Origin of the sequence: Streptomyces sp. NPDC014623 (assembly GCF_043088245.1) — a bacterium.
GTDB lineage: Bacteria > Actinomycetota > Actinomycetes > Streptomycetales > Streptomycetaceae > Streptomyces.
On the sequence record NZ_JBIBZU010000001.1, the window covers coordinates 179,923 to 193,075 of the forward strand.

At 71.5% G+C, this 13,153-nt stretch carries 15 protein-coding genes; 6 read left to right on the forward strand and 9 right to left on the reverse strand.

Annotation, left to right across the window (positions count from 1 at the left end; genetic code table 11):
* Nucleotides 1-22: 22 nt before the first annotated feature.
* The 3 genes from ACF1FZ_RS00840 to map all read right to left on the reverse strand — a co-directional run bounded on the left by ACF1FZ_RS00840 (nt 23) and on the right by map (nt 3,705).
* A complete protein-coding gene (locus tag ACF1FZ_RS00840) occupies nt 23-1,246 on the reverse strand; it encodes an FAD-dependent monooxygenase (protein WP_391771233.1) in 1,224 nt (407 codons plus the stop codon).
* Nucleotides 1,243-2,652, reverse strand: coding sequence for an MFS transporter (locus ACF1FZ_RS00845; RefSeq protein ID WP_391771784.1), 1,410 nt, complete (start codon nt 2,650-2,652; stop codon nt 1,243-1,245). The genes ACF1FZ_RS00840 and ACF1FZ_RS00845 overlap by 4 nt, the downstream gene beginning before the upstream one ends.
* A 282-nt stretch (nt 2,653-2,934) precedes the next feature.
* Nucleotides 2,935-3,705: a type I methionyl aminopeptidase gene (gene map, locus ACF1FZ_RS00850; RefSeq protein ID WP_391771234.1), complete on the reverse strand. Its 771-nt coding sequence runs from the start codon at nt 3,703-3,705 to the stop codon at nt 2,935-2,937.
* 65 nt (nt 3,706-3,770) lie between these two features.
* Between map and ACF1FZ_RS00855 the strand changes: the two genes are divergently transcribed.
* Nucleotides 3,771-4,070: a helix-turn-helix domain-containing protein gene (locus ACF1FZ_RS00855; protein WP_391771235.1), complete on the forward strand. Its 300-nt coding sequence runs from the start codon at nt 3,771-3,773 to the stop codon at nt 4,068-4,070.
* A gap of 222 nt (nt 4,071-4,292) precedes the next feature.
* Here ACF1FZ_RS00855 and ACF1FZ_RS00860 read toward each other — a convergent pair whose 3' ends face one another.
* From ACF1FZ_RS00860 to ilvA, 4 genes are all read right to left on the reverse strand, one after another.
* The gene (locus ACF1FZ_RS00860) at nt 4,293-4,460 is read right to left on the reverse strand and encodes a hypothetical protein (protein ID WP_391771236.1); all 168 of its coding nucleotides are present in this window, start codon (nt 4,458-4,460) and stop codon (nt 4,293-4,295) included.
* Nucleotides 4,461-4,789: 329 nt separating this feature from the next.
* A complete protein-coding gene (locus ACF1FZ_RS00865; RefSeq protein ID WP_391771237.1) occupies nt 4,790-5,641 on the reverse strand; it encodes an ABC transporter permease in 852 nt (283 codons plus the stop codon).
* A complete protein-coding gene (locus ACF1FZ_RS00870; RefSeq protein ID WP_391771238.1) occupies nt 5,638-6,642 on the reverse strand; it encodes an ATP-binding cassette domain-containing protein in 1,005 nt (334 codons plus the stop codon). Before ACF1FZ_RS00870 ends, ACF1FZ_RS00865 begins: the two co-directional genes overlap by 4 nt.
* 150 nt (nt 6,643-6,792) lie before the next feature.
* The gene (ilvA, locus tag ACF1FZ_RS00875) at nt 6,793-8,022 is read right to left on the reverse strand and encodes a threonine ammonia-lyase (protein ID WP_391771239.1); all 1,230 of its coding nucleotides are present in this window, start codon (nt 8,020-8,022) and stop codon (nt 6,793-6,795) included.
* Between the two features lie 157 nt (nt 8,023-8,179).
* Here ilvA and ACF1FZ_RS00880 point away from each other — a divergent pair, with 157 nt between their 5' ends.
* Both ACF1FZ_RS00880 and ACF1FZ_RS00885 read left to right on the forward strand, forming a co-directional pair.
* On the forward strand, nt 8,180-8,710 hold the full coding sequence (locus ACF1FZ_RS00880) for a MarR family winged helix-turn-helix transcriptional regulator (RefSeq protein ID WP_391771240.1): 531 nt from the start codon (nt 8,180-8,182) through the stop codon (nt 8,708-8,710).
* 69 nt (nt 8,711-8,779) lie between these two features.
* Nucleotides 8,780-8,971, forward strand: coding sequence for a DUF1059 domain-containing protein (locus tag ACF1FZ_RS00885; RefSeq protein ID WP_391771241.1), 192 nt, complete (start codon nt 8,780-8,782; stop codon nt 8,969-8,971).
* A 59-nt stretch (nt 8,972-9,030) separates the two neighbouring features.
* On the opposite strand, the gene ACF1FZ_RS00890 is transcribed toward ACF1FZ_RS00885, so the two are convergent.
* Nucleotides 9,031-10,176, reverse strand: a complete 1,146-nt coding sequence (locus ACF1FZ_RS00890) for a cystathionine gamma-synthase (protein WP_391771242.1) — start codon at nt 10,174-10,176, stop codon at nt 9,031-9,033.
* Between the two features lie 79 nt (nt 10,177-10,255).
* On the opposite strand from ACF1FZ_RS00890, the gene ACF1FZ_RS00895 reads away from it, so the two are divergent.
* The 3 genes from ACF1FZ_RS00895 (at nt 10,256) to msrA (ending at nt 12,324) form a co-directional block, all read left to right on the forward strand.
* Nucleotides 10,256-11,359, forward strand: a complete 1,104-nt coding sequence (locus ACF1FZ_RS00895) for a hypothetical protein (RefSeq protein WP_391771243.1) — start codon at nt 10,256-10,258, stop codon at nt 11,357-11,359.
* Between the two features lie 42 nt (nt 11,360-11,401).
* Nucleotides 11,402-11,551 (forward strand): hypothetical protein, encoded by a 150-nt coding sequence (locus tag ACF1FZ_RS00900; RefSeq protein WP_391771244.1) that lies wholly within the window; start codon nt 11,402-11,404, stop codon nt 11,549-11,551.
* Nucleotides 11,552-11,619: 68 nt separating this feature from the next.
* The gene (gene msrA / locus ACF1FZ_RS00905) at nt 11,620-12,324 is read left to right on the forward strand and encodes a peptide-methionine (S)-S-oxide reductase MsrA (protein ID WP_391771245.1); all 705 of its coding nucleotides are present in this window, start codon (nt 11,620-11,622) and stop codon (nt 12,322-12,324) included.
* A 95-nt stretch (nt 12,325-12,419) separates the two neighbouring features.
* On the opposite strand, the gene ACF1FZ_RS00910 is transcribed toward msrA, so the two are convergent.
* A complete protein-coding gene (locus tag ACF1FZ_RS00910) occupies nt 12,420-12,773 on the reverse strand; it encodes a helix-turn-helix domain-containing protein (RefSeq protein WP_391771246.1) in 354 nt (117 codons plus the stop codon).
* Nucleotides 12,774-13,153: the final 380 nt, after the last annotated feature.

The following is a 13,153-nucleotide window of genomic DNA, read 5'->3' on the forward strand; positions in this document are numbered from 1 at the left end:
CCCGTGCCGCTGGGTCACCCGGTCACGGCATCCGGCCCCACTCGGGCAGCGTGAGGGCCGAGTGAGCCGGTCGCGCTGTCACGGAGGGCGTGGTGACGAGGTCACGCAGCATGGTGTTGCGCTGCTCCAGGGCCCGCGCCGTGGTAGGGAAGAGCGTGGCCGCGCCCTTGTCGACCAGCGCCTGGTTCACGTCCACGAACGCGCGGACGTCGCGTTCGTAGGCGGCGAAAGCCGCAGTGTGGTCCCGGTGCGTGGCGAGGGCGCCGGCGAGCATGTAGGCACCGACGAGGGCGAGGCTCGAGCCCTGCCCGGTGAGGAACGAGGGTGCGTACGCGGCGTCGCCGACGAGCGCGACGCGGCCCTTGGACCAGTGCGGCATGCGGATCTGGCCGGCTGTGTCGATGAACAGGTCATCCGCGTCGCGCATGGCGTCGACCATGCCGGGGACCTCCCACCCCGCGCCTGCGAAGGCCGTGGCCACCAGGTCCCGCTGGGCGTCGGGGTGCCGGGGGCCGTCGAACGGGGGCTCCGGCCGGTGGAAGTTCAGGAAGGCGTGCAGTTCGTCGCCGTCCCCGACGGCGTAGAGGGCCGCGGCTTTCCCCGGGGTGTTCCACAGCACGAGCTCGCGGGTGAGCCCGAAGGTGTTCGGCATGGTGAACACGGCGAAGCAGTAGCCGAGGTAGCGGTGGAACTGCTCTTCAGGGCCGAACAGAGCCTCCCGGGTGTGCGAGTGCATGCCGTCGGCACCGACCACCAGGTCGAACGTGCGCCGTCGCCCACTGTGAAAAGTGACGTCGGCCTCTCGTGCGGACTGGTCGAGGGTCTCGATGGAGTCGTCGAACAGGAATTCCACGTCGTCGCGGACCCTCGCGTGGAGGAAGTCGGCCAGATCCCCACGACGCACCTCGAGATCCCGGCCCTCGGCACCGCCGGCGACGGCGCGCGGGGTGACCGAGGCCACCGTGCCGCCATCGGCGTCGAGGAAGGTGCAGCGACGCGAGTCGATGTGCGCGTCCCGCAGTCGCGGCAGTATCCCCATCCGCCGGACCACCTCCGTCGCGGTACCGCGGACGTCGATCGGGTAACCACCGCCGCGCGGTGCGCCCGCCTTCTCCACCACTGTGACCGCGAACCCGGACCGGTGCAGCCAGTACGCCAGCACGGGTCCGGAGATACCGGCCCCGGAGATCAGGACCTTGCGCTTCGCGGCGGTACTCACGTTCTTCGACAGACCGGTGGGTGTCATGCCTGGGCCTCCTTCTTCGTGACACGGACGACCAGCAGTGACACGGCGGCGACGAGACCGGCGACGACGAACCCGGTGACGAAGGCCGATTCGGCCGGCCGGCCCGTCATCGGCTCCGTCCCGGCGTCGAGGATCGCGCCGGCGCCCTGGGCGCCCAGGGCGACACCGATCACGCGAGTCACCACGAGCAGGCCGGTGGCGATGCCGATGTCCTTGGTGTCGATGGCGGTGGCGGTGCCGGCCAGCAGCGCCGTGGTCCCGATGCCCGCGGCGAACGCGGTCAGCACCTTCGCGAGGACGAGCTGCCATTCCGCGGTGTGCGACGACGACAGGGCGAACAGCGTGACCACCGTGACACCGGTGCCCGCGATGACCACGGCACGCGGACCGAAACGCCGCGCGGCGATCCCGCCGACCGAATCGCTCACCGCCCCGGCGACGGCGCCGGGCAGCAGGAACAGTCCGATGGCGGTGGTGCTGGATCCGAAGCCGTACCCGTCGGCCGGCATCCCGAACAACTGCGGGAGCAGGAAGACCACCATCCCGGAACTGGCGGTCATGACCAACGTGAGCACGCACGCATGCCACATCGCAGGCTTGGCCAGCATGCGCAGGTCGACCATCGGCGAGACCGCCCGGCGCTCGACGGCGACCCATCCGGTCGCGAGGGCGGCCACGGCCACCGCGACGGCACCGACCGCGAGCGGCGGCAGGCCGCCGCCCGCCACCGTCACGAGCCCGAGCATGAACGCGAGCAACGTGCCGCTCAACAGGACCACGCCGGGCCAGTCGACCCTGTCGTCCGGCCGGACCGGCGGATCATGCGGCATCAGCCGGATCACGACCGCCGTCGTCGCGATGACCGCGATCGTCGGCAGCGCGAACATCCACTGCCAGGACAGTCCCTCCGCGATCGGTCCGGCGAACAGCATCCCCATCATGCTGCCGCCCGTGAACAGTGCGACGACCAGCCCGATCGCGACCTGTGACTCTCCTGCCGGGAGATGTTTGCGCACCAGGATGAAGGAGAGGGGCAGCGCCCCCACCATGGCGCCCTGCAGTACCTGGCCGAGCAACAGCACCGGCAGATTCGGCGCCAGGCCGGCCAGCAGGCCACCGGCCGAGACCACGGCCATCAGCCGGACCAGCACCCGCTTCCCGCCGTGGCGGTCACCGAGCTTGCCCACGACGGGTGTGACGACCGCGCCGGTGACGAGTAACGCGTTGCCGATCAACGCCCCCTCGGAAGGACTGATCCGCAGCTCACGTTGCAGCAGCGGGAGCGCGGGCTCCACCACTGACTGCAGGGTGCCGAGGGCGAGTGCCAGGATGCCGAGGGCACCGATCGCCGGCCTCCCGATGCGGGCCGGGGGAACCACCACTTCGGGTGTGCGTGTTCTTTTCATCACCTGTCGGCCACTCCAGACGCCACGGGGGCAGGGGAAACACGTGGGATTCACGCGCCTCCCACACTTCCCTCCGGCGTCCCGCCGGGCATCGTCCCCCGCGACCCTCCTGCCCTGGTGCGACCGGACCAGCCGCACAGCGTCCTGGTGCCTACGCACTACGGGCCTGCGTGGGCCGTGGCGGGTCTCGGCCCGGATCCCGGCGGCCGGGGCCGCGATCCGGCTACCGCAGAACTCCGCCGCCCGGCTCCCGGGCCCGCGAGCCGGCCCGTGCCGAAATGATCAGTTGGGCGACGTCAGGATCTCGGCTCCGGACTCGGTGATCGCGATCGTGTGCTCGCTGTGTGCCGTCCGGCAGCCCGTCGCGCTGCGGAGCGTCCACCCGTCGGCATCCGTGACGAGTCGCGCGGTGTCCGCCATGACCCACGGCTCCAGGGCGAGCAGCAGCCCGGGGCGCAGTTTGTACCCACGGCCGGGCCGGCCGGTGTTCGCGACATGCGGGTCCTGGTGCATCGTCGATCCGATGCCATGACCTCCGAACTCCGTGTTGACCGGGTAGCCCGCCCCGCTGAGGACGGTGCCGATGGCATGGGAGAGGTCACCGATGCGAGCCCCGGGCCCGGCGGCGGCGATCCCCGCGGCCAGCGCGCGTTCGGTCGTTTCGATCATCGCGACGCTCTCCGGGGGCCTGGTGCCGCCGACGATGAAGCTGATGGCGGCGTCCGCGGCGACCCCGCCCTTGGAGACGGCGAGGTCGAGCGTCAGCAGGTCTCCGTCGGCGAGCGCGTAGTCGTGGGGCAGCCCGTGGAGCACGGCGTCGTTGACGGCCGTGCAGATGTAGTGCCCGAACGGGCCGCGTCCGAAAGAGGGTGCGTAGTCGACGTAGCAGGACTGCGCTCCCGCCTCGGCGATCATCTTCTCGGCCCACCGGTCGATGTCGAGCAGGTTCGTGCCGACCGTGGTGCGGCTCTTCAGCGTGTGCAGGATGTCCGCGACCAGGGCGCCTGAGTCCTTCGCTCGGGCCAGCCGGATGTGGTTCAGGATCTCGATCATGCGACGCTCTTCCCATGCAGCCAATAACTATACCGGCCAAACTATACCGGTATAGAATCGGGGCCATGGTCAGGCTGCCGCTCACTCCCGCAGAAGTCGCACGCGGTCAACGTCTCGGCGCCCTCCTGCGCCGGGCCCGGGGAGAACGCTCGATGCTCGAGATCGCGCTCGACGCCCGCGTCTCGCCGGAGACACTCAGGAAGATCGAGTCGGGCCGCGTGGCCACCCCCGCCTTCCCGACCATCGCGGCGATCGCCGACACTCTCGACCTCTCCCTCGACGCGGTGTGGGCGGAGATCAGCCGACCCGAACACGGCGTCGGGCCGGCGGTCGGTCACAGCGCGCGTGAACAACTGACCGCCTAGGGGCCGGCTGCGGCGATGTGACCGCCCGGGCCGGTTACGGGACCGGCCCGAGGACGAGGTCCGCTCCCGGTCGCCGGACGGCTCACGGCGGTCCTCGGCGGCGGGGCGGGAGGGCACACCGGCCGTTACCCCGATCCACCGGAAGGGACCCCGGGGCGCCGGTGCGTACGGAAGAAGCGGCCGGGCCGCGCCAGGCGCCGGGGCGCGAGGCGCGGCCGGTGTTCACCTGCTGTCGCCGCGCTTGATCTCGTCGCGCACAGCACGCACGGAACGGATGGCCGGGATCACCTTCTTGGACAGTGCCGCGATCTGGTCCAGGAGGAACCCCAGGAAAGTGACCCCTCCCGCGACCGCCCCTGTGGCGACTGCCACCCAACCCGCGAGTTCCATGCAGCTCCTTCCGAGAGTGATCGGCCAGGCACCGGAGGCGCTTCCCCCGGTTCCCCCGAATCCGGAAAAGAGCGACTGCCGGGCGCCTTGTCGGCACCGATCGGACCTCGTCTGCGAACTACACGACTTCTGGGCCGGGTTCAGCGTACTTCGCCGGGCCGGCGCTGTCCCCCGTTTCCACGCGGTTTCGAGGCGGTACGGCTTCTGCCCGGCTGCCACCGCCTCCACGGCGGAGCCGCCCTCGGTTCCGGGTGACGGACGGGGCGAACGAGGCCGAGTCCCCTGCCGGGTCGCCCCGGCAGGGGACTCGGCCCATGCCGGCCCGGCCGTCAGGCGGCCGCCTGGCGGTACTTGCGGACGGCCAGCGTGCGGAAGACCGCGATGATGACGACGGACCAGATCAGCGAGGCCCAGACAGGATGCTGCATGGGCCAGGCGTCGGACGGGGAGACGCCGGGGTTGCCGAACAGCTCGCGGCACGCCTGGACGGTCGCGCTGAACGGGTTCCACTCGGCGACCGGCTGGAGCCAGCCCGCCATGTTCTCGGTGGGCACGAAGGCGTTCGAGACGAACGTGACCGGGAACAGCCAGATGAGACCGCCCGAGGTGGCCGCTTCCGGGGTGCGTACGGACAGGCCGATCAGTGCGCCGATCCAGGAGAAGGCGTACCCGAGGAGGAGCAGCAGGGCGAAGGCCCCCAGAGCCTTCGGGACGCCTTCGTGGATGCGCCAGCCGACGAGCAGGGCGACGATCGTGAGCACGACGACGGTGAGCGTGGTCTGCACGAGGTCGGCCAGCGTGCGGCCGGTGAGCACCGCGCCGCGCGCCATGGGCAGCGACCGGAAGCGGTCGATGAGTCCCTTGTGCATGTCGTCGGCGATCCCGGCGCCCGCGCCGGCCGTGGCGAAGGTGACCGTCTGGGCGAAGATGCCCGCCATGAGGAACTCGCGGTACCCGGCGGCGTCGGTGGAGCCGCCGACGACGAGTGACCCGCCGAAGACGTAGCTGAACAGCACGACGAACATGACCGGCTGGATGAGCCCGAAGAGAACCATCTCCGGAATCCGGCTCATGCGGATGAGGTTTCGCCGGGCGATGACCAGCGAGTCGGCCACCGAGCGGCTGAGCGCCCCGCGGGATTGCAGTGGTGCCCGGTTCGGCCTGTCCGTGACGGCGCTCACTGCCCGCCCTCCTTCCGGCGCTGTGCTGCCTCGGTCGTCGCGTTCTCGCCGTTCTTCTCCAGCTCGGCGGCATGGCCGGTGAGCGAGATGAAGACGTCGTCGAGGGTGGGCCGGCGCAAGCCGATGTCGTCGATCTCCACGCCGTGGGTGTCCAGGTCGCGGATCACCTCGGCGAGCAGCTTGGCTCCGCCGGTGACCGGGACGGTCAGCTTGCGGGTGTGTTCGGCGACGGAGATCTCCCCCTTGCCGTAGGTGGCGAGCACCGAGCGGGCGGGCGCGATCTGGTCGGGCCGGTGGACGACGACCTCGATGCGCTCGCCACCGGTGCGGGCCTTGAGCTGGTCGGAGGTGCCGCGCGCGATGACCTTGCCGTGGTCGATGACGCAGATGTCGTGGGCGAGGTGGTCGGCCTCCTCCAGGTACTGCGTGGTCAGCAGCAGTGTCGTGCCGCCCGCGACGAGCTCCTCGATGACCTCCCACAGCTGCTGCCGGTTGCGCGGGTCGAGCCCGGTGGTGGGCTCGTCCATGAACATCACCGGCGGGGAGACGACGAGTGCCGCCGCCAGGTCGAGGCGGCGGCGCATGCCTCCGGAGTACGTCTTCGTGGTGCGGTCGGCCGCGTCGGCGAGGTTGAACTTCTCCAGGAGCTCCCCGGCCCGCTTCTTCGCGTCCCTCGCGCTCATCTGGTAGAGCTGCCCGACCATCTGGAGGTTCTCACGGCCCGTGAGGTATTCGTCGACGGCCGCGAACTGCCCGGAGAGGCCGATCGAGCGGCGGACCGCGTCGGGGTCCTTCAGGACGTCGATGCCCGCCACGACAACCCGTCCGCTGTCCGGCTGCAGCAGGGTGGTCAGGACGCGTACGGCTGTCGTCTTGCCGGCGCCGTTGGGCCCCAGCAGGCCGAGGACGGTGCCTTCGGGTACGTCGAGATCGACGCCCCCCAGTGCTCGTACATCACCGAAGGTCTTCACCAGACCTTCGGCATAGATGGCGCCTGGCATACGGGATTCCCCCAGTTGCTTTCGCGTGGATTCCTGAACGGATCGTAGGGTTCCCGGCCCCCTGGGACCGTGAACACCGGGATGTTCGGCGATGCAAGGTAACGCGATACATCGTGATCGACAACTGGTTTACCGCGGGGATCCCGGTCCTCAGGCCCTCACCAGGTAACCGGCCTCCCGCAGCGCCGCGGTGACCTCCTCGCAGTGCTCCGGGCCCTTGGTCTCCAGGTGGAGTTCCACTTCCGCCTCGGTGAGTCCGAGCCGGGGGTCGGTCCGTACGTGGCTGATGTCGAGCACGTTGGCGTCGGCGACGGTCAGCGTGGCGAGCAGCGCGGCCAGTGCTCCCGGCCGGTCGGTGAGCCGCAGCCGCAGGCTCAGGTAGCGGCCCGCCGCGACCATGCCGTGCGTCAGGATGCGCTGCATCAGCAGCGGGTCCACGTTGCCGCCCGACAGCACGGCGACGACGGGCCCCCGGAATGCCTTCGGATCGCTCAGCAGCGCCGCGACCGGGCTCGCCCCGGCCGGCTCGACGACCATCTTCGCCCGCTCCAGACACAGCAGCAGCGCGCTGGACAGCTCGTCCTCGGAGACCGTACGGACCTCGTCCACCAGCTCCCGGACCAGCGGGAACGTGAGGTCACCGGGCCGTCCCACCTTGATCCCGTCGGCCATGGTCTGCACCGGGTCGAGCGTCACCGGACGCCCTGCGGACAGCGAGGGCGGATAGGCGGCCGCGCCCGCCGCCTGGACGCCGACGATCCGGACGTCGGGGCGCAGCGCCTTCACCGCGACCGCGATGCCCGCGGCGAGACCGCCCCCGCCGATACCGACGACGATCGTGCGGACCTCCGGGCACTGTTCGAGGATCTCCAGGCCCACGGTGCCCTGCCCCGCGATGATGTCCGGGTGGTCGAAGGGGTGGATGAAGACGGCGCCGGTCTCCTCGGCGTACTCCTGGGCGGCTGCCAGCGTCTCGTCCACCACGTGCCCGTGCAGCCGGACCTCCGCCCCGTACTCCCGGGTCGCGGCGACCTTCGGCAGGGGCGCTCCGACGGGCATGAAGACCGTGGAGCGTACGCCGAGCAGCGAAGAGGCGAGTGCGACACCTTGCGCATGGTTTCCGGCACTCGCGGCCACGACTCCGGCCGCCCGTTCGACGGGGCTGAGGCCGGAGATCCGCACGTACGCGCCACGCAGTTTGAACGACCCGGTGCGCTGGAGGTTCTCGCACTTGAGGTGGACCGGCGCACCGACGAGGGAGCTGAGGTGGCGGCTGCCCTCCATCCCGGTCGTCCTGGCGACCCCGGAGAGCATCTTCTGCGCTCCTCGGACGTCGTCGAGGATCAGCGGAGGAAAGGGGCTTGACGTACGGAAGCTCATGACCGCAAGTCTTGCAGCTCGGAGCGGTCCGGGCCGTCGCATCTCAGGGCGGCCTGCGGTGGTGTCCACAGGTTTGTGCAGCGCTGGTACGCGTTGCCCCGTGGCCGCGTACTCTGTCCCCCACCCATCCGACACCGCACGAAGAGAGCCCCCGGCCATGCCCCCTCAGGACATGACGACTGCTGCGTCTCCTTCCGGGGGCGCGGCCCCTGGACATCCGGGAACGGATCACCTGCTCGACGCCCTTCAGCACCAGGTGGCCGTCTTCGCCCGCCGTGCCGAGCAGACCCGCCTCGGCGGTGTCGGCCAGGTCCGCAACTCGATGGACCGGGCGGCCTATCTGCTGCTCAACCGGCTCGACGTGGAAGGCCCCATGGGCGTCAAGGCGCTCGCGGCGGGCATGGGGATCGACTCCTCGACCGTGACCCGGCAGGTCGCACCGCTGGTCGACACCGGCCTGGTCAAGCGCACCTCGCACCCGGAGGACGGACGCGCCGTCGTGCTGCAGCTGTCGCCGCGCGGCCAGTCCCGTCTGGAAGAGGTACGCGCCTCGCGGCGTGAGCTGATGTCCCAGGTGACCGGTGAGTGGACCGAGGACGAGCGCGCCACCTTCTGCACCCTGCTGACCCGGTTCAACGCCTCACTGGCGGCCCGGCAGGCCGCGCACCAGCCGGCGCAGGAGAGCTGACCGGCCTTCTTCCTCCGGCGCCCGGATCTATCCTGGAAGGGCCTGCACTCGCGAGTCGAGGAGGCCGTCATGACACGGAAGACCGCCGACTGCCGTAGGTATCCGAGCGCCTCGAACTGCACGCTCACCATTTCCGGTGAAGAGGACGAGGTCGTCCGGGCCGCAGCCGAGCACGCCGTATCGGTCCACGAGCACACGGACGGCCCGGAGCTGCGGGAGCAGATCCGGGCCACGCTGGAGGACGAGAAAGCCGCCGTCTGACCGCTGCGCGCGGTCCGTGGCCGGGACGGAGTCCGTCCCGGCCACGGACCGCGGCCGGGTCAGCCGAGCGCCTGCGTGAGATCGGCCAGCAGGTCTTCGGCGTTCTCGATGCCGACGGACAGCCGGACGAGGTCGGCAGGCACCTCCAGCGGAGAACCGGCGGCGGACGCGTGCGTCATACGGCCCGGGTGCTCCAGGAGCGACTCGACACCTCCGAGGGATTCCCCGAGCGTGAAGAGCTTCGCCCGGTTGCAGACCTCGACGGCCGCCTCCTCGCCGCCCGCGACGCGGAACGACACCATCCCGCCGAACGCCTTCATCTGCTTGGCGGCGACCTCGTGCCCGGGGTGCTCCGGAAGCCCCGGGTAGAGGACCTGGGTCACCTTGGGGTGGCGGGTCAGCAGGTCGGCGACCTTGGTCGCGTTCTCGTCGTGGCGGTCCATGCGGACCGCGAGGGTCTTGATGCCGCGCAGGACCAGCCAGGCGTCGAAGGGCCCGGCCACGGCGCCCATCGCGTTCTGGTGGTACGCCAGTTCCTCGGCCAGTTCCGGGTCGCTGACGACGAGCGCGCCGCCGACGACGTCCGAGTGCCCGCCCATGTACTTCGTGGTGGAGTGCACGACGACGTCGGCGCCGAGCGAGAGCGGCTGCTGCAGGTAGGGGCTGGCGAAGGTGTTGTCGACGACGAGCCGTGCGCCCGCCTGCCGGGCCACCTGGGCGACGGCCGCGATGTCGGTGATGCCGAGCAGCGGGTTCGACGGCGTCTCCACCCAGATCGCCTTGGTGCGCGGGGTGAGCGCCGCCCGCACCGCGCTCACGTCGGAGGTGTCGGCGACCGAGAACTCCACGCCCCAGCGCGAGGCGACCTTCGCGAACAGCCGGAAGGTTCCGCCGTAGGCGTCGTTCGGGATGACCACGTGGTCCCCGGGCGTCAGCAGCGCACGCAGGAGGCAGTCCTCCGCGGCGAGGCCCGACGCGAAGGCGAGCCCGCGGCGGCCGCCTTCCAGCGCCGCCAGGTTCTCCTCCAGGGCGGTGCGGGTGGGGTTGGCGCTGCGGCTGTACTCGTAGCCGCCGCGCAGTCCGCCTACGCCGTCCTGCTTGTACGTGGACACCTGGTAGATCGGCGGGACCACGGCGCCGGTGAGGGGATCCGCCGTGTTGCCGGCGTGGATCGCAAGGGTCTCGAAGCTGTGCTGGTCACTCATGGGGCCCGAGCGTAGTTCGTCGGACGGGGAGTTACAGGCCACTCGCCGCCCGGTTGCCGGTCCGGGGACAATGGACCGCATGGAGATTCTGTGGTTCCTGCTCGCCCTGTGCATGCTCGTCGCCGTCGTGGGCCCGGTCGTGCTGCGGCGCCGTGGCGGTATCCGCCAGGTCGCGCCCGGTTCGCCCGACGCCGCCGACCCGGACACCTACGGCTTCGCGCGCCAGGAGGAGCTGGACGTCCGGATGCCGGGCCCCGACCAGGACCTGCTCGACGTCCTCGACGTGGTCCAGAGCACCGGGAGCTGGCGGGCCGCCTCCCAGCTGCTCGCGGGTACGCCGAAGGAGAGCGAGGTCCGCTGGCAGCGGGTGCAGGCGTTCGCCGGTGCCGCCTCCCTGGAGCTGGCCCAGCGGCCGGGCACCGGCGGGGCGTGGCTGAGGGCCTGGCGGGCCGAGGCTCCGAAGGACGCGGGCGCGGCGGCGGTGCACGCGGAGTTCCTGGTGCAACAGGCCTGGCGTACGGGCACGGTGGGAACCGACGACTTCCGGATCATCCTGGAGGAGGCCCGTACGGTCTGCGGCGAGGCGGCCCTGCTGGCTCCGGGCGACCCCGTCCCGTACATCGTGGAGCTGGCGGTCGCCCGTGGACTGGGTTACTCGCACGAGGAGTTCGACCAGCTCTGGGCGAAGATCATCGACCGTGCGCCCTCGCACATGGGCGCGCACATCGCGGCCCTGCACTTCTGGTGCGAGAAGTGGCACGGCTCCCGCGAGGAGGCCGACCGTTTCGCGACGGCGGCCGCCGCCCGCGCGCCGCAGGGCTCACTGCTCGCGGCGCTGCCGCTGTTCGCGGTGTACGAGCACCTGCCCGAGGTCAATCTGGTGCAGGGCTTCTACCGCGGCGTCGTCGTGACGAAGGCGGTCGAGGGTGCGATGTTCGCGGTGCACGCGGCACGCGCGGACGACCCGGTGCTCGCCCATGTCCGGCACCTGCTGGTCCTCTTCCTGGTGCGTATGGAGCGCTGGTCGGAGGCGATGCACCAGCTCGTCCACATCGACGGCCACGTGGGTGCGCTGCCCTGGACCCAGAACTCCGACCCGGCCGCCGAGTACACGGTGTACCGGGCGCTGGCCGTCGCCGGGTACGAGGCGAACGGCGGCAGCCCCGCGACCCTGCTCCACTGACCTGGCACCACCCCGCTCTCCCCGGATTGGACCGGCACACCCATGGCACGACTGATCCCGATCGTCCTGATAGCCCTCGCCCTCTGGTTCTGGGTGCGGGCGCGGAGGAAGACCTCCGCGTACATGGCCTCCTACGAGCACCCGGCCGGCGAGGGCGGCGAACGCCGCGACCCCCCGGCCCCCGCGGCCTGAGACCACGGAATCCCCGGCGTCCTCGCGGCGTTGTACGGACCGAACCCCGACCCCCGGAGGAGCCCCGCATGTTCCTGACCCACCGCACCCCGCAGCTCCCCGCCCCGGAGGAGGCCCTGCGCGGCCGCCCCGCCCCCGCATTCCCGGTGCCCTCCCGCCACACGGTCCTCGGCAACCCGCTGACCGGCCCGTACCCCCAGGGTCTGGAGGTCGCCGACTTCGCGCTGGGCTGTTTCTGGGGCGCCGAGCGCACGTTCTGGCAGAGGGAGGGCGTCTGGACGACGCTCGTCGGCTACCAGGGCGGTTACACGGAGAATCCGTCGTACGAGGAAACCTGCTCGGGCCTCACCGGCCACACGGAGGCGGTCCGCGTCGTCTTCGACCCGAAGGCCGTGAGCTACGCGGAGCTCCTGAAGCTCTTCTGGGAGTCCCACAACCCGACCCAGGGCTTCCGCCAGGGCAACGACGTGGGTACGCAGTACCGCTCGGCCCTCTACACCCACTCCCCCGAGCAGGCGGAGGCCGCAGAAGCGTCCCGCGAGGCGTACCAGCAGGTGCTGACGGGTGCCGGGTTCGGCACGATCACCACGGAGATCCTCCCGGCGGAGGGCCGCACCTTCTGGCCGGCGGAGGCCTACCACCAGCAGTACCTGGACAAGAACCCGGACGGCTACTGCGGCATCGGCGGTACCGGCGCCACCCTGGAGTCCCCCTCCGAGACCAACTGGGGCCGGGCCTGCCCGACGGGGATCGCCCCGGCCCCCGGGGCGTGAGACGGAGCACCGCGGTGTGACGTGGGCCCCGCTTCCCGGCTGCTGCCGGGGGCGGGGCCCACGTCGTTCGCCGTCGTCCGGGCGGGGCGGGGGCCTCAGGCGGCCAGCCGCACCTGGCCCATCGAGGCCCGGCCCGGCGGCATCCGGGTGGAGGTGCTGCGGGCCAGCTCCTGCTGGGCCAGGGACAGTACGCCGGCCAGCCCGAGCCCCAGCGAGCGAGCCGCTGCGCCGAGCACCTCCGAGGAGGCCTCCTTGCGGCCGCGCTCGATCTCGGAGAGGTACGGCACGGAGATCCGGGCGGCCTCGGCCACGTCCTTGAGCGTGCGCTCCTGGGCGAGGCGCTCGCGGCGCAGGACGTCACCGACCACGTCCCGCCAGAGGGGCTCCCTGGGGGCGGGAGCGGGACGCAGGGGAATGACGCGGGCGCGGTTCGGCGCGTGGCTGCTCATCGCCCCAGCGTAGGAACGAAGCGCCCGGCGCGGGAGGGGAAAGCCTTCCGCGCCGGGCGGATCTGCTGTCGGCAGAACGAGGCCGGCCGTGAGGTGCCGGCGCGGCCGCCGGTCTCGCTTTGCGGGCCGGTGTACTGCTTGAGCGGGGCGGGGGCGTCCGCGGCCGGGTCCAGGGCGCAGCCGTAGCGGCCGGACGGTCCGAAGGCCGTCCCGTGGGTCTGCCGCTCGCCGGTGCGGGAGACACAGGTGCTGCCGGTCCGGGGACGCGGCGGTGGTGCCGGCGGGGAGCACGGGCCGCGCGGAGTACCGCCGGCGCGGGTGGTGCCCCTCGGCCGGGCGTGGTCCGGCGGTCCCTGCCCCGCGCCGGCAGCGAGGCGGGC

Excerpts from the sequence above, each read along its gene's own strand:
- ACF1FZ_RS00885 (WP_391771241.1), top strand. The coding sequence starts at position 8,780 with ATGACACGGAAGACCGCCGACTGCCGTAGGTATCCGAGCGCCTCGAAC.
- ACF1FZ_RS00880 (WP_391771240.1), top strand. The coding sequence starts at position 8,180 with ATGCCCCCTCAGGACATGACGACTGCTGCGTCTCCTTCCGGGGGCGCG.
- ACF1FZ_RS00860 (WP_391771236.1), bottom strand. The coding sequence starts at position 4,460 with ATGGAACTCGCGGGTTGGGTGGCAGTCGCCACAGGGGCGGTCGCGGGA.
- ACF1FZ_RS00890 (WP_391771242.1), bottom strand. The coding sequence starts at position 10,176 with ATGAGTGACCAGCACAGCTTCGAGACCCTTGCGATCCACGCCGGCAAC.
- ACF1FZ_RS00900 (WP_391771244.1), top strand. The coding sequence starts at position 11,402 with ATGGCACGACTGATCCCGATCGTCCTGATAGCCCTCGCCCTCTGGTTC.
- ACF1FZ_RS00845 (WP_391771784.1), bottom strand. The coding sequence starts at position 2,652 with ATGAAAAGAACACGCACACCCGAAGTGGTGGTTCCCCCGGCCCGCATC.
- ACF1FZ_RS00870 (WP_391771238.1), bottom strand. The coding sequence starts at position 6,642 with ATGCCAGGCGCCATCTATGCCGAAGGTCTGGTGAAGACCTTCGGTGAT.
- msrA (WP_391771245.1), top strand. The coding sequence starts at position 11,620 with ATGTTCCTGACCCACCGCACCCCGCAGCTCCCCGCCCCGGAGGAGGCC.
- ilvA (WP_391771239.1), bottom strand. The coding sequence starts at position 8,022 with ATGAGCTTCCGTACGTCAAGCCCCTTTCCTCCGCTGATCCTCGACGAC.
- ACF1FZ_RS00855 (WP_391771235.1), top strand. The coding sequence starts at position 3,771 with ATGGTCAGGCTGCCGCTCACTCCCGCAGAAGTCGCACGCGGTCAACGT.
- map (WP_391771234.1), bottom strand. The coding sequence starts at position 3,705 with ATGATCGAGATCCTGAACCACATCCGGCTGGCCCGAGCGAAGGACTCA.
- ACF1FZ_RS00895 (WP_391771243.1), top strand. The coding sequence starts at position 10,256 with ATGGAGATTCTGTGGTTCCTGCTCGCCCTGTGCATGCTCGTCGCCGTC.
- ACF1FZ_RS00840 (WP_391771233.1), bottom strand. The coding sequence starts at position 1,246 with ATGACACCCACCGGTCTGTCGAAGAACGTGAGTACCGCCGCGAAGCGC.
- ACF1FZ_RS00910 (WP_391771246.1), bottom strand. The coding sequence starts at position 12,773 with ATGAGCAGCCACGCGCCGAACCGCGCCCGCGTCATTCCCCTGCGTCCC.